Origin of the sequence: Mucilaginibacter sp. (assembly GCF_041660805.1) — a bacterium.
In the GTDB taxonomy this organism is placed as follows: Bacteria; Bacteroidota; Bacteroidia; order Sphingobacteriales; family Sphingobacteriaceae; genus Mucilaginibacter.
The window spans coordinates 26,131-40,884 of the sequence record NZ_JBAZVP010000001.1 but is presented as its reverse complement, the minus strand read 5'-3'; the positions used below and the strand labels follow the sequence as shown (position 1 = coordinate 40,884).

Annotated in this window: 18 protein-coding genes; 6 read left to right on the top strand and 12 right to left on the bottom strand. The window is 41.9% G+C overall.

The genetic code is table 11. The annotated features are described in order from the left end of the window. Window positions 1-39: 39 nt before the first annotated feature. Window positions 40-1,110, bottom strand: coding sequence for a DUF932 domain-containing protein (locus tag WC743_RS00225; RefSeq protein WP_373009699.1), 1,071 nt, complete (start codon window positions 1,108-1,110; stop codon window positions 40-42). Window positions 1,111-1,157: 47 nt separating this feature from the next. Then, complete coding sequence (locus tag WC743_RS00220) at window positions 1,158-1,553, bottom strand: single-stranded DNA-binding protein (protein ID WP_373009698.1); 396 nt, start codon at window positions 1,551-1,553, stop codon at window positions 1,158-1,160. 420 nt (window positions 1,554-1,973) lie between these two features. On the opposite strand from WC743_RS00220, the gene WC743_RS00215 reads away from it, so the two are divergent. From WC743_RS00215 to WC743_RS00205, 3 genes are all read left to right on the top strand, one after another. Then, window positions 1,974-2,396: a hypothetical protein gene (locus tag WC743_RS00215; protein ID WP_373009697.1), complete on the top strand. Its 423-nt coding sequence runs from the start codon at window positions 1,974-1,976 to the stop codon at window positions 2,394-2,396. Between the two features lies 1 nt (window position 2,397). Further along, window positions 2,398-2,592 carry a hypothetical protein gene (locus WC743_RS00210; protein WP_373009696.1) on the top strand — a complete coding sequence of 65 codons (195 nt, stop codon included), beginning with the start codon at window positions 2,398-2,400 and terminating at the stop codon, window positions 2,590-2,592. A 186-nt stretch (window positions 2,593-2,778) separates the two neighbouring features. Next, a complete protein-coding gene (locus WC743_RS00205) occupies window positions 2,779-2,946 on the top strand; it encodes a hypothetical protein (protein ID WP_373009695.1) in 168 nt (55 codons plus the stop codon). A 92-nt stretch (window positions 2,947-3,038) separates the two neighbouring features. Here WC743_RS00205 and WC743_RS00200 read toward each other — a convergent pair whose 3' ends face one another. From WC743_RS00200 to WC743_RS00180, 5 genes are all read right to left on the bottom strand, one after another. Next, on the bottom strand, window positions 3,039-4,943 hold the full coding sequence (locus WC743_RS00200; protein WP_373009694.1) for a PAS domain S-box protein: 1,905 nt from the start codon (window positions 4,941-4,943) through the stop codon (window positions 3,039-3,041). A 542-nt stretch (window positions 4,944-5,485) separates the two neighbouring features. Continuing rightward, window positions 5,486-5,824 carry a zinc ribbon domain-containing protein YjdM gene (locus WC743_RS00195; protein ID WP_256539459.1) on the bottom strand — a complete coding sequence of 113 codons (339 nt, stop codon included), beginning with the start codon at window positions 5,822-5,824 and terminating at the stop codon, window positions 5,486-5,488. 156 nt (window positions 5,825-5,980) lie between these two features. Continuing rightward, window positions 5,981-7,261, bottom strand: a complete 1,281-nt coding sequence (locus WC743_RS00190; protein ID WP_373009693.1) for a sensor histidine kinase — start codon at window positions 7,259-7,261, stop codon at window positions 5,981-5,983. Then, on the bottom strand, window positions 7,258-7,935 hold the full coding sequence (locus WC743_RS00185; protein ID WP_373009692.1) for a response regulator transcription factor: 678 nt from the start codon (window positions 7,933-7,935) through the stop codon (window positions 7,258-7,260). Before WC743_RS00185 ends, WC743_RS00190 begins: the two co-directional genes overlap by 4 nt. A 41-nt stretch (window positions 7,936-7,976) precedes the next feature. Further along, window positions 7,977-8,582 carry an HD domain-containing protein gene (locus WC743_RS00180; RefSeq protein ID WP_373009691.1) on the bottom strand — a complete coding sequence of 202 codons (606 nt, stop codon included), beginning with the start codon at window positions 8,580-8,582 and terminating at the stop codon, window positions 7,977-7,979. Window positions 8,583-8,714: 132 nt separating this feature from the next. Here WC743_RS00180 and WC743_RS00175 point away from each other — a divergent pair, with 132 nt between their 5' ends. From WC743_RS00175 to WC743_RS00165, 3 genes are read left to right on the top strand one after another with little or no spacing between them, the layout of a single operon-like run. Then, window positions 8,715-9,392, top strand: coding sequence for a cytochrome b/b6 domain-containing protein (locus WC743_RS00175; RefSeq protein ID WP_373009690.1), 678 nt, complete (start codon window positions 8,715-8,717; stop codon window positions 9,390-9,392). Between the two features lie 6 nt (window positions 9,393-9,398). Further along, the gene (locus WC743_RS00170) at window positions 9,399-9,668 is read left to right on the top strand and encodes a hypothetical protein (protein ID WP_256539454.1); all 270 of its coding nucleotides are present in this window, start codon (window positions 9,399-9,401) and stop codon (window positions 9,666-9,668) included. Between the two features lie 58 nt (window positions 9,669-9,726). Next, on the top strand, window positions 9,727-10,299 hold the full coding sequence (locus WC743_RS00165; protein ID WP_373009689.1) for a DUF4142 domain-containing protein: 573 nt from the start codon (window positions 9,727-9,729) through the stop codon (window positions 10,297-10,299). Between the two features lie 243 nt (window positions 10,300-10,542). Here WC743_RS00165 and WC743_RS00160 read toward each other — a convergent pair whose 3' ends face one another. From WC743_RS00160 to WC743_RS00140, 5 genes are all read right to left on the bottom strand, one after another. Next, window positions 10,543-11,766: a DUF3570 domain-containing protein gene (locus tag WC743_RS00160; RefSeq protein ID WP_373009688.1), complete on the bottom strand. Its 1,224-nt coding sequence runs from the start codon at window positions 11,764-11,766 to the stop codon at window positions 10,543-10,545. Window positions 11,767-11,778: 12 nt separating this feature from the next. Then, complete coding sequence (locus tag WC743_RS00155; RefSeq protein ID WP_373010269.1) at window positions 11,779-11,958, bottom strand: DUF4266 domain-containing protein; 180 nt, start codon at window positions 11,956-11,958, stop codon at window positions 11,779-11,781. Window positions 11,959-12,007: 49 nt separating this feature from the next. After that, window positions 12,008-12,943: an FAD:protein FMN transferase gene (locus tag WC743_RS00150; RefSeq protein WP_373009687.1), complete on the bottom strand. Its 936-nt coding sequence runs from the start codon at window positions 12,941-12,943 to the stop codon at window positions 12,008-12,010. Then, entirely contained in the window at window positions 12,930-13,370 is a 441-nt protein-coding gene (locus WC743_RS00145; protein WP_373009686.1) for a thioredoxin family protein, read from the bottom strand. Before WC743_RS00145 ends, WC743_RS00150 begins: the two co-directional genes overlap by 14 nt. Before the next feature lie 192 nt (window positions 13,371-13,562). After that, the gene (locus WC743_RS00140) at window positions 13,563-14,252 is read right to left on the bottom strand and encodes a VIT1/CCC1 transporter family protein (protein WP_373009685.1); all 690 of its coding nucleotides are present in this window, start codon (window positions 14,250-14,252) and stop codon (window positions 13,563-13,565) included. Between the last annotated feature and the right edge of the window lie 502 nt (window positions 14,253-14,754).

Below are 14,754 nucleotides of genomic sequence, written 5' to 3'. Positions count from 1 at the left end.
GATATTTTGTAAAGGGGGATTGCTCCCCCTTTGAGTTGATTAATTGAAGTGCAGAAAATTATCGTTCAGGTGTTTGGAGAAGTCAAGGCACAAATCAAAGGCGGTTTGCCCTCTTTGTTTAGCTGTTCCCTCGATGATGGATTTGAATTTGGCTTCGCCGTCCTTGTAGTTCCGTACGTTTTGGAAATAGCCGGTTACCGAATTATAAGCGCCGAACAAAGTACCCGCAGTAGTTTCCATTTGCTGTGTCGGGCTGCTCATGGCATATTCGTAAACCCTGTCTACCATGTTGGTGTAAGTAGCTGACAATTCATCGGTCTTGCCTGCCATCAGGTTGTTTAGTACCTCTTTATTTGGCACCATAGCAACCTGTATCAGTTTCTTCACCTCCTTATCGGTGATGCGGACGGTTGACCAATGATTAAAGATTTCCTGCATTTCATCAGCCATTTTGTTACTGATACCCATAAGCGTATGCGCCTGTTTAAGGCGGTCGTTTGCGGATGCGGTATGACGTATTTTAATGGCGTTGGTATGATTGCGCATAGCGGCGTTAAGCGTGTTGTTACACACAATTCTCACGGGAGTAAACGCTGCGGTGATGCTTCCGAAACCATCGTGGGAGGTGGTGAGAAATAAGTACTTTTCTATAAAATCGTCTTTGCCGACACGGATATAACCGGGCAGTTTAGCGGTAATAAATATGCGTTCGCCTTTGCCTAATGCCCCTGCGGTTTCGTACAGCAAACCGTCACCACCGCCAACGATGGCGTCGAAAAACCCAAAGGCGTCTACATTCTGTACCACTTCATAATCCTTACCTACTACCCCTAAAACCTGTTCGGTGTCAGTACGGACGGTCGCAAAATAATTCGGCACTTCGATTTCAGGGATTAAAATATCTGTGTCGGGATTGCCTGTATGATTTTCGGTATCATAAGTAAACAGGGGGCGTTTTTCTACATTGAAGTCAAGCCCTGCAAAAGTTAATGCTTCCTTACTGGTGGGGTAATCTTCTACGATTTGCCCTAATCCGTGCCATGCCCTTTCTTTTACGCTGAAAAAACTGTGTTGTCCTGTTTGCTCGTTGAAACTGATATGGTGTGCCATGATGGTAATTTTTAAGTGTTTTGAAATTTGTTAATGACTGGATTTGCTTAGCATTTTAGGTCGTCGTCGTCCTTTGCGCCTGCCTCTATGGTTACCGCCCTTTTCCCTGCGCTGTCGGTAGGCTCGGCAGCTTTTGCCACTAAAGAAAAAAGCTTGATGGTGTCGCAGGTGCAAATCAGCCTCGCACGGATGCCGTCTTTTTTGCTTTGGTAGGCCTGCGCTTCCATCCATCCCGAAATTTCCACTACTGCCCCTTTGGTGAGGTATTCGGCAATGCCTGAATTGCGCCAGTAGGCGCATTCAACGAATGCAGTTTTCTCCTTTTTTTCGCCCGCTTTGTTTTTCCATTTTTGGTTAATCGCTACGGTAAAATTGATGACCTGTTTGTCCCTTGTTAACGCATTGATTGCTGCATTTGCGGTTAATCTTCCTGTGAATAGCATAATTTTTAATGTTTCTTCGTTTGTAAATCTGTTTTCTAGCGGAACCCAAGAGGGCTCCGCCGTTAATAATGAATAATGTGTTGTTTGCTCTTCCTTTCGCCGCCTTGCCTTGATTGATTATTTTTAAAAGAAAAAGGGAAAAAAGAAAGCAAATCGAAAAGCCCGGCAGCGGGCAAAAGGAAACGGAATAATTGGAGGGGACCCTTTGGGGAGGAAACCGTTTATGCCGTAGTCTTTTGCAAACCCCACGACAGATCCGGGCTTGATTTTAGCTGCGCTTTTTACCCGTTTCGTTTAAAATAATAATTGATTAAATAAAAAAATGCCATTGGAGCCGTAGGCGATAAAGACTTCCAGGCGTGTGTCATGAGAGGCCGGTATTCGCCAATAAATGAGGATATTTGCTATCAAATAATCGCCATGGCAATAACATCAGCAGCAATACCTGATTTTACATCCGAATACACCAGGCTTGTTCCCGGGATTTTGGAGCAGGCGCAATCCCTTTATGGAAAAAAGGTTAAGAAATGGGAATTTAATGAGATTTGCTATGAACCTGATGGCCTGTATTTAAGTTACCCGGAGAGCAACACTACCGGCCATCCAATAGAATATAAAGTAAACATCACTTTGCATTCAGGCGCGAAAACCAACCACGACGAGGGCATATTTCAACTATCCCATGAGGTGATAAATCTATTGTCGCCCAACGGGGATAATGAAACGAATAACCTGGAAGAAGGGCATGCTGTTTATTTTAAAAGTTTATACAGAGGAGAAAACGAAGAACCTGAAAATCTTTCACACACCCACTCCGTATACAGGTTACCTTTATGCTTATAACATGGTTGCAGAACTCTTGAAACACGATAAGAATGCCATACTAAAAGTTCGTACCATTAAAAAGAAGTTTGATAAGCCCAAAAAGAAGCATTTTAAGAAAGCTGGTGTTGTCGCGGATAAAAGCCTTATAGCAGGCCTGCTGGAAACATTTGAGCGCATTCGTCCGGTTGAAGATAAACCAGATCCGGTTAGCTGACTATAAAGCCCACCGTCTTCGCGATTTGCAGCGAACTTGCTTACAAAGTGATCGGCAGGGATGGTATCTTTCATAAAAGCGCGATTGACGATCCGGCGCTGCCCCTGATCGGAGATATGACCGACGAATTGCCAGACGGTCATATTGCGTGGTTAGACCTATTGGGTAACGCCTGAGGATGTCTATTTGGAAAAGGTAGACGATGAAAAAAGAACCCGTTACCCATCGCGCAGGCTGATCACAATCAGTCAGCCTGACTGGCATTCCCGGGTTAAACTGCCGGCAAGCCCAAATCTCCGCATGATGTTGTTTCCATCGGATGATAGATCTGCCACCGGTAAAATGACAGCGTAGACATAATCCCAAAAGCCGATCTGCTCCTGCGGTACAGCAACTAAGCGCAGCTATTTCACAGCGTAATCAACTCATTTTTGCCATCTTTATCTTTAACCGGAAGAACGTCCTGCAAGCGGTAATGAAAAATAAAAGGTCGAGCCTTTGCCTTCTTTGCTTTCCACCCATATTTTGCCGCGGTGCCGCCTGATAATTTCCGAGCTAAGGTACAAGCCTACACCGAAACCGGAGATATGCCGCGTATGATCGCTCTTCGCCCGGTAATACCGGTCGAATATCCGGTCTGTATCCTCCGGTTTGATACCCAGGCCCTCATCTCTTATACTCACAATCGCCATTTCCTCTTCCACATGGCAGTGGATATCAACGCGCCTGCCTTTCTGCGAATATTTAACGGCATTACCAATGAGGTTGGATATCACGGAACTGACCTTATCCCGGTCGGCGTAAACAGTGATCCGGTCGCATTCCTCCAGAGTGAAATTATGGTTACTGGCTGTTAGCCGGCTTTCCTCTATAATCTCCCGAAGCAGTACGTCCAGTTCAAAAGGTTGTTTTTCCATGAACAGCTGGCCTGCTTCAAGCCGCGAAACATTCAGAAAACCGTTGATCATAATGGCCATTTTTTTTACCAAACGGGTTGCTTTTTCCATTGCCCCGGGCAGGAAAGGATCGTCGCTATGCCGTAGATTAATATGAGCCATTTGAATTATCGCCGACAAGGAAGTCAGCGGCGTTTTAAGCTCATGGCTGACCATGCCGATAAAATCGCTCTTCCGCTGCTCTTCCATCTTCTTTTCGGTAATATCCCGCGCAATTTTAGACAAACCGATGATCCGGCCCTCTTTATCTTTAACCGGGGAAATAGTCAGTGAGACGTCCAACAGTTGTCCGCCTTTTGTTAACCGTTTGGTCTCAAAATGGTGTACCCGTTCGCCTTTTTTTAAACGGGCCAGTATCGCCGGCTCTTCTTCCTGTCTATCTGGGGGGATAATTTTGTAAATCGTCTGTCCGATCATTTCTCCGGCCGTATAGCCGAACATGTGTTCGGCCGATGCATTCCAGCTGGTGATTACACTTTCCAGTGTTTTACTCACGATCGCATCATCAGAGGACTCAACAATCGCTGCCAGTTTCGCGCTCTTTTCTTCCGCCTGTTTGATGCCCGTAATGTCCAGGGTGATGATCAGGCCCTGCGTTGTTTCACCGGCTTCGTTTTTGAGCGGTACGAAATGCACGATGTAAATCTCTTCTGTTTCCGTCCGGCGCTCCACAGAGAACTTCTCGCCGGCAAGTAGCCTGTCGTACAAATGCCTGAAGGATTCATAGCGTTCGGGCGAAATCTCCGAAGGGTGCTTGCCCTCATAATCCCGCTGAACGAAACCCATCTTTTCCATGAGGTCCCCTTCAATGGCAATATACCGGTGGCTTCGGTCGATCACAACGATCAACGAGCCGGGAATGTTCAGCGCAATGGAACGAAAGAGTTGCTCACTTTGCCGGAGACTGACCTGGGTGTCCAGCAATTCTTCATTGGTGGCGGCCAATTCTTCATTCACGGCCGCATATTCCTCGTTGGCGGCCGCCAGTTCTTCGTTCGTTGCGGCCAATTCTTCATTAACGGCCTGAACGGCATTTTCCAGCAGCCATACCGCTATACGGGTTACCCTGCCTTCCCGGTTCCTTACCGGTGAATATAGAAGGCTGAGCAAAACCGCTTCTTTCTGTTCATAGCCTGCCTGCAAATGTTCCGTTTGGTGGACAGTATATGGGCGGCCCTCCCCGAGTGCTTTGCTCATGGCGGCTTCGTCTGCTTGCGGTTTTGGAAAGCGTTCTCCGTAATTTTTTCCCAGCAGGTTCTCACCGGGTCTGGCCATCAGCTTCAGAAAACGGGGATTAACGATTTCAATGATTTGAGTTGCCGCGTCCAGGATGCAAATACCTACCGGAGCGTTGGATATTACGTTGCGCAGATCGTCTTCGTTAATTAGGTGCATTACAATTAAAACATTTGTTTAACGTGAAGATAATTGAACGTGTGATTAAAACCAATGAAAAATGAAGATCGTACCGAGTATTTATTACATCGGCTGAGCCGCGGATTCATTAATTCCTTGACAGTATATTTCAGTGAAAGTTCATCGTAATATACAGTGAGAGGGGCAATAGATTTTTAGAAAATGGTACGAAATTTGCGACATCCGATTCATTGGGTCATTAGTATTCGGAATTTAACATTGGTAATCAATACCGAAAACCCTAAAAATCCTTCTGCATTGACAAGTCCGGCAGTTAATCCTAAAAGGCTTGCCAGTTTAAGATTATGCTTCGGAGTCCGTTTTGCGCCTAAGTGCCTGAGCATCTCGTTTTTTAATTTAGATAATAAGCGCCCGGCTTATTAACAGCAATCATTTGTGAAGATATCGCTATATATTGATTATAATCTTCGAACAAACCAGTTGCACGTATATTCTCAATTGCGACCAAAACGTTAATACAGGTAGATAGCGCATCACGCCGTAAAATCATCAGGTCCCGATCAAGCTTTTTTAACGAATTCTGATTTGAGCGCCATTGCGCCAAAACCATCGATCTTACAGTCGATGTTGTGGTCGCTGTCCACCAGGCGGATGTTTTTAACCTTAGTGCCGGCTTTGATGGATTGCGGACTTCCTTTTACAGGGAGGTTTTTGATCGTGATCACCGTATCGCCATTTTCAAGCTTATTGCCGTTGCTGTCTCTCACCAGGAAGCCCTCTTCAATTGCGGGCTCTTCCGTTGATTTCCAGTCATGTCCGCATTCAGGACAAACTAATAAGCCTTCCAATTCATAAGTATAAGGGGATTGGCAGACGGGACAAGGGGCAAATTCACTCATGATTATTCAGTTTATGGAGAGCGCAAAGGTAACAATTGTTTAGGTCTTAGCGCCTATAGAAGCGGAAAACGAGAATCTCCGTCAGATTTTATTTAAACGATTTGTTGATATTACCCATTGTTTTTTTGCTGAGCCGGATTATCATTCGTGGGATATTTAGTGAAGTACTTGCGGGATTTCAGTTTGATTCCATCGAATTTCAAAAGAGTGAAAGCCATCGACAAATTTATAATCGAGAGTCCATTCGTATACTTTGCAAATATTTCTTACAATCGCTAAACCGAGACCGGTACCTTCTGATCCTGATCCTTTTCGAAAACGATTGAAAATTGCGGTGGAATCCAAAGTAACTGCTGACCCTGTATTTTCGAAAACAAGATGGGAACCGGTCAATATAATTTTAATATGCCCATTAGAATAATTATGCCTGATTGCATTACTAATCAAATTATTTAATAAGATATCAATCAGGTATTTACTAACTTTTAGCTTCTTAACAGTTAAAGCAGTTTCCACTGTTATTTCCTTCGAGGAAAGTAACTCCTGAAATTGTTTTAATTTTTCTAAAATAACTTCCTGGAGCTCTGATTCTTCGGTATCAGTTATCAGATCGTTTTCTATTTTCACCAGTAATAACAGCGATTGGTTAAGCCGGGACAGTTTACCTGCAGCACTATAAATGTCCTGAATTTGATCAAATTGCTCCTTTCGTAATGTCTCATCTTGAATAAAGGTATCTAGCTTCGATGTAATTACGGCTAAAGGCGTAAGCATCTCATGGGAGGCATTATCTGTGAAATGTTTTAAATTTTGATAGTCGCCTTTAACACGTTTAGCCATCAGATAAACGGCATCATCCAATTCGGCAAATTCATCAATTTTGCTTTCAACACGGTTAAATTCTACCGGTTCAGAAACGTTAAATGCCTTTAGCTGGCCAAGTATCCTATAAAATGGTTTCCAAAGATCGCCAAGTAAATACCGGTTCGTCAGAAACAGAACTAAAAATAAACCCAGTACCAATACTAAAGTGATGGTGGTTATTATCTGTAACAGGTACTCTGTGCTTTCTTTTGAGATAATTATATTAAACCGGTAAAGCCGGTCATTCAATGCCATCGTGCCTTCCACAGCACGACCTGCTCTTGTTCCTGCAAGCTTTGGATTATTGTATAGGGTATCGTAAAATCTTGTTGGAACGTGCTGGTCTTTAAGTAAGGCAAAAGTGGTTTGATCTTCATCAAAATCAACCTGTTTGGGTAATTCTTTTTTTAGGTTAACATAGCCAATCACTTCCGAAACCTCCTCCGATAGATGGTCGTCAAGCAAGGTTCTGGCAATGTGGTTGATGGCGAAATAATAAATAACGGCACCGACAATTAAAACAGAGAGCGTAACCACAATAGTAACCTTATTATAATGTGATGCTAACTTCATCTATCCGTAAATTTGTAGCCAATACCGTAAATGGACTTTAAGTAATCGTTAGAAGTAACATCAAGGATTTTTTTCCTTAAATTTTTGATGTGGGAATATATAAAATCGAAATTATCATGCATATCCATTTCGTCTCCCCATAAATGTTCAGCAAGGGCTGTTTTAGCGATTACTTTTCCTTTATTGGCAACAAAATATAAAAGGATGTCAAATTCTTTACGTGTTAAAATGATTTCCGTTCCGTTTATCGTTACTATTCTTTCGATTAGGTCGATGCTTATCTCATTAAAAATCAACTTGTTATTACTACTGCTGGATTTGCGCCGGAAAACAGCAACTATCCTGGCTTTTAATTCAGACAAATGAAATGGTTTTGTAAGGTAATCGTCTGCGCCGATGTTGAGTCCTTTAATCCGGTCATCTAAAGAGTTTCTTGCTGAAATGATGATGACCGCTTCTGTTCTCATTTCATCTTTTAGATAGCGAAGCACCTCAAACCCTTCACCATCCGGTAGCCCAATATCTAAAAGCACAAAGTCATAGCTGTATAGGGAAAGCTTGGAAATGGCAGCTGCAAGGTTGGTGCAACTTTCGCATATATTTTTTTCCTCACTAAGGTAGGTCAGCATGTTTTCACGAAGGCCCTTTTCATCTTCAACAATTAATATTTTCACAGTCTCTTAATTTACAACTAATAAAGCACTAATGATGCTATCTATAAGCTGGTTAACATGCGGTCGATGTTTTTTTGTTTGTTTTTTTGCAATACGTTTTGACCATAATGCGTAAAATACCTGTGTTTTTTTAACATCGTGACATTTGATAGTATCCACTCCCTTTCGGAATAAGATCTTCCTGTTTTAGCATGCCACTCCTTTCTTAGATTTTCAGCATAAGATACATACTGATCAAGAGACAAATGGAACATATCTGCATCACAGATAATCTGCTGCAATAAATCATTTGGCTTCTGAGGCATTTGGGTGGCCCCGATACAGGAAGTTACATGGAGAATAAAGTCTTCGTCAGCATTTAACTGCTTTAAAAAAGCGGTCGCTATTGCCTTGCTTTTTTCCTCGTGCCCTTCATAAGTATAGCAATAACCACTATCATGAAACCAGCCCGCGACAATTACAATTTCTGATTCTGTTTTATTTAGATTACATGCTAATCCGATTTCCCTGACAGCTTTGACAACCAATTTTGTATGTTTTATATTATGAAAAAACATATCATCAGGTAGCCGCTCTTTGAGCAGCTTTTTAACATAATCTTCTGATCGTTCAACCCGGCCACCCAATCCCATAATGTTTACTTTCATGCTATTTAAAGAAACAATCTGAATATAATCTGTATTACCTCATATATGCCGCTATTAATATAAATCGCTGTTTTATCGCCCATCCAGTATTACTTCAGTATTCCTCTTTACCTTTAAATTAATCATTACACTATGGCAATAATAGAACCAACACGCCGTGATGTTCAGCATCCGTCAAATAATAAAAAGTACTCTTTGCCATTACGTGCCTGGCATTGGATTAACCTTTTAGTCATTAGTGGCTCGCTTACTACAGTCTTAATTAACTCGACTATTACAGATGACCACGCTACATCTGCTTTGATGAAGGACGAATTGAAAAAAGCAGGAGTAACGATAGCTCAAGACCAAGCAAGATCTGCAGCACATGCTTTGAGCGATAGTGTGTGGGGCATACATATTTATTTTGGTTATGCACTAGCCGGCCTGCTGGCGTTCAGGCTGATACTGGAATTCTTTCAGTTAGCTGATCAGAAATTTCTCCGAAAAATCAAAAGTGCGTATGATCAATTCAATACTATTAAAAAGGACAGGGAGGTTGCCAGGCACGAGTTGACTGTAAAAATCATCTATGGAATGTTTTACTTCCTGCTTGTTGTAATGGTTTTTACAGGTTTATTTCTTGTCTTTGAAGATGCACTTGCGGCATACAAATCAATTCGTCATTCAGTTAAAGAAGTTCATGGCTTTTGCATGTATCTTATACTGGCATTTATTTCGGTGCATATTATTGGCGTTTTACTGGCGGAACGCAAACAAGGAAGCGGCATTGTTTCTGATATGATCAATGGCGGCAGTGGGCATAATTAACAGTTAATGGAAAGGCAGTTACAAACATACAGATCATCTAAGTCTCGGTTAACTACAAAACAATTAGAATACAATAAGACCAACGACTTGATTGTTGTATTTATTGAGATGTTAACTGAACCTAAGGATGCTGAATTTCTGTGGCTGGAGTTTAAGAAAAAAGGCTATAAGATGAGCATAAGTTCGTTTTACGGCCGACTTAAGAAACTTGTTGATGCCGGGTTAATTGTTAAAATACATATTGCTAACAATAAATATGTTTATAACCATCCCTAATGGGATGCTAACCTTTTAGAGGATGTTCTGTAACTGAAATTAAATAAAACATATCATAATGAGTAAAAAACATTTAGTTCTTATTCCCGCCTTGCTACTATCGCTAAGTGCCTGTCACAGTAACAGTGGGAAAGATAGTGAAAAAGTTGCCGAGCAAACTAATGAGGAGAAGGCAGACAGTAGTAAAACACTTGAGAAAATTGAAGATGACAGCAAATTTGTGGTGAAAGCCACAAGTGGTGTTACTATGGAAACCGAATTAGGCCAGTTTGCTGCGAAACACGCGTTAACGCCGGGTGTGAAAATGTTTGGGGAAAAGATGATTAAGGATCACAGCAAAGACAAGCAATTGTTAACCAAATTGGCTTCGGATAAAAAAATCACCATACCTGCACAAACGGGTGAAGAATTCCAAAAGCATATCGATGAGATAACCAGTAAAAAAGGTATTGAGTTCGACAAGGCCTATATCAGTTTTATGGTCGGAGATCATCAAGAAGATATCAGCGAATTTTCGAAGGAAGCAAAAAATGGTAAAGATGCCGATATCAAAGCTTTTGCGACCAAAGGTGTTCCCGTTCTGCAGCATCATTTGATGATGGCAAAAGAACTGAATGATAAGCTAAAGTAAGCCAGTCAGTAAACTAGTGTATCGGCAAATCGTTGTATGAACACATATGCGTTACCATTACTATAGCCTTTAAAAGCTCCAAAACAGTAAGGGGATGCTTTTAAAGGCTATTTTACTTCCCATTTTGCGCATCATACTATGGAGCCCTCCAGACCCTACTAAAGATTGAACAATCCTGAGTGTCGGTAATCGTCCGATACTGTTTTGCAGGTTTAAACCGGGATAAGAAAGTACTTTAGCTTGCTATTTAAATTTTAGCGCAAGCGTAACAATATTTGAGTTTAAACCGGTTGAACGCATATAATGCCCTGCACGTAATTCCAGCGATGTAAAGTGTGCATTGCCAAACACGCCGGTAGGCGGAGACAACCTGATATTAGCACCAACAAAATTGCTGTGCAGGCTGGACAGGTCATGATCGCTGGTGTAAAATTGTGCCGACGGATCATGCTGACCGTATGGCGCGAAATACCGGGTACCTATTTGTGTATTGTAACGGTAAAAGGGACTTACCGAAACAAAGGAGGTTAATTTTACAGGGATCTCCACTTCGGCAGTATGTGCCCTTATGCCCCAATTATCCATGTAATACCTGTAAAAGGTGCGGACAACGAAGTGGTCATCTAAAAAGTAATTAAATCTTAACCCGATAGGGAGTTTGTAACGGTTATCAGGCAAGTTTTCTACCCGCACAGACCCATCCGTAAAATAATCCCGCTGGTACTTGGTGGCTAATAAGCCATGCTGGTAGGATGGTTCTACAATCAGCGCCATTTGTAAACGCTGCGTTAACACTTGTGAAAGTGAAAAGGATGTACTGAACGAATTGCGCGCCTTATAATCTACTGGTCTATTGTCTTCATGTTCAGAACCTGATCCATAGCCCGGGGGCCGAAGTTCCACCGGCAATATCACTTTCCATTTGTCTAAAAATACCTGTGCCTTAAAATCAAACTGCGTGTTTTTATTTTTAGACATACGGGTGATGTTGATGCCCCCACCGAATGATTGATAATCATATTCGCGTGAATAGGATGCAGTAAGACCAAAGGCATTCCCAGTTTTATCATTGGAAACCGTCCAGTTAAAAGATGGGTAAATACGGGTATCCTGGCTTGACGCCGATGAAACACTGTTAGGATCGATCTTGTCTGATGAGGCCGATGTATAATGATCAACACCTAACTCAAAATTAAACGTGTGCTTTTTACCTGTTTTGCTGTATTTCGACATTTGCAGGTCGAAAGTATTCGCAAAATCAGTCAGCTTTTCTGTCCCTACGCCTCCCGTTACGGCTGAGTTATTTCCGGTTTGATGGTAGTACGCCGATACAAAATTGATCTCATCAATCTTCAGCTTTCGCGATTCATAATTAGTGGAATCTTTAACCGGTTGCGGTTTGGTTTGTGCGTGTGATGCCAATATGCCCATATACATGGCCAATACACCTAAATATATTTTTCTCATTTAAGTGTTTATTTAATTACATCCACAACCACCACCACTTTTGCCACCGTTGGCACCGGACCCACCTTCCCGATAGAGCTGAAAACTTTGTTCAAACTTCTGCGATTTACGCGCCGTCAGGTCCATTTCACTGTCATTGAGTCGGTTTTTTTGGTATGGTTTAACAGAGACACAGGATGAAAGATTATACATTGCGCATGCGCAAATGAGAGTTATTACACGTAGGGGGGCTTTTATCATGTTATTTAATATTGATGTTTTTTGATGTATAAACTTTGCTGTCATCTGAAATGATTACGCAGGCTACATTTTGCAGTTGGTTGATCAAATTGAGCCCTACATAGGCACCCATGACCGTAACAGGGGTAGCCATGGCGTCGGCGAATTCAGCGCTTGGACTGATAATACTAACGCTTTTAATTCCGCTTACCGGCAGACCGGTCTTGGGATCAATGGTATGTGAATATTTTTTTCCGTCAATAACTACATACTTTGCATAGTTACCGGATGTGGCTATGGCCATATTGCTAATATTCAGTGTGGAAAATGGTGTTACTGCCTGATCCGGGTCGGCAATCGCTATCGTCCAGGGTTTGCCGCTGGGTTGTAATCCCCAGGTAACCAAGTCGCCAGCAGCATTTACAATACCGCTTTTAACCCCGTTTTGCTGCAAAATAGCCTTGGCTTTATCTGCGGCATATCCTTTACCAATACCGCCGAAGCCTATACGCATACCTTGTTCTTTTAAAAAAACGGTTGTGTTTTCGTTATCCAATATTACGTTTTGGTAATTGATCAATCTTACAGAAGCTTGAGCTGTCGCAGCATCAGGCAGAGCCTTCATATTCATGTCGAAATTCCACAGGCACTTATCAATCGAACCATAGGTAATATCAAAAGCACCCTGCGTTAATTCAGAAATCTTTAGGGAGCGCGCTATAAGATCGAATACGTCCTGATCCACTTTAACAGGAGCAATACCGGCATTAGCATTTATCCGGTTGGTTTGGCTATCGTCACTGAATGTTGTAAGTTGTTTCTCAATGCGCTGAATCTCAGCTATAGCTATATCGATTCTATTTTCCGCCCAGTGTTTGTCATCGGCAACTACACTTATCTCAAACCGGTTACCCATCAATTTGAGCACCCGCTTGTGAACGGTTTCAATGGCTTGCATTTGCGGTTTGATTAATTTGATCTACAAACTTCTGTGGGGTTACATTAGGGAAGCCTTCCCATTTTTTTAACACTTTACCATTTTCGTCAACCAGCAGGGTTAGCGGAAACTCGCCGTCTGGATTGTATCTATCCGCTAAAGTTTCATTTCTTTTTACCTGTTCTTTAGGAAGTTGATTTTTCTTTTGACGGGGAAAATCGGCCCTTACTAACACCAGGTGACCGGAAGCGTAATCTTCAAATATTTTGGTTTCCAGTATCTCTTTTCGTGTACGGATACAAGGGCCGCACCAGTCGCTTCCCGAAAAGTTTATAATAATCAGTTTGTGCGTTTTTTGTGCTTCTTTTTGCGCCTCGTTAAAATCGCCTGACCAATTGATTGCAGGCGTTGCAAAAGCAAATAATATAATAGCAAGTATTCGTTTCATGGTTTTAATTTTAAGAATATATCCGTAATGATGTGCCTCTGACCGGCTTGTATCGCAGGCCGCTAACGAAAGATTGTATTCTCGCAATACAAGCGTTTTGATATACAAGTTTAAACGCCAATTCTGGATTTAATATGAATTTCGGGGTATGCCTTATTAATTAACAATTTTTAACAATTAAATGAACCAGGATCATTTCCCATTGATCAGTTTGGCCATAACAAATGCAGCACCGGCAGCCAGAGCGCCTATTACAACAACCTTAAACGCACCGCTTATAGCCGGCTGGCCGGTAAGCCTGCTTTTAAAATAGCCGAATATAAAAAGGCTAATCAATGTTACGATACAGGAATAAACTAGTGCTGTTTGAGAATTAGTTTCTAAAATATAAGGAGACAGTGGTATAATACCACCCGCAATATAAGACAAGCCAATGGTAACGGCACTTTTAGTGGCCCGGTTAGCTTGAGGTTCCTCCAGACCTAATTCATAGCGCATCATGAAATCTACCCACTTATGATTGTCTTTAGCCATCTCATCGGCAACCTGCTGCTGCAAAGCTTCGGACAGTCCAAATGCCGCGAATACTTCCTTTACTTCTGCCTTTTCCTGCTCCGGTACACGTTCTACCTCATCGTACTCCCGCTTTAATTCGGAATTATAATGGTCAGATTCCGTTCGCCCGGCTAAAAAGCCACCCAGGCCCATCGCTATTGAACCCGCCACGATCTCTGCAATGCCCGCGGTTACAACTATGCCAGAAGAACTTATGGCTCCGCTTAGGCCTGCAGCAAGCGCAAAGGGGACTGTTAAACCATCTGACATTCCGATAACTATATCTCGTATAGTTTCAGAGCCGGTTACATGATTTTCTTTATGCATGAGAATTGACTATTCATAGTTTGAAAAATATTACAATCGGTCAATGTTTCTTTTAAAAATTGATTATCGACACTAAACATTGGGTCAACCGCTATCAATTTTATCATTAAATGCTGAATAAAATCTGGAGTTTAAAAGAAATCAATATTTATTTTTATTAATAGGTAAGCAAGTGACCTTCTACGCTCTAATGGGGGATTATACAAAGTAGAATTGATTTTTCTCCATGGCAAAACAAATACACTCAACGCCGCGCCTATAATCGGCAGGTTGATGATCAGCAGGTGAATGTGTGTTTGGTTCCTACAGATTTAAATGATTGTTCGTTGACAATCACCTCATTTGAGATCAATAACGATTAAATATTATTCCTAACTTTACAAAGTTTTGAAAAAAGTCACCGCGATATTACTCTTAACAGTCTATCTGTTTTCAACGACAGAACTTCATAGCTTCGGCCGCTTTGCTAACGCTCGCCTCCTTAGCGGCAAGTTCTTCCATA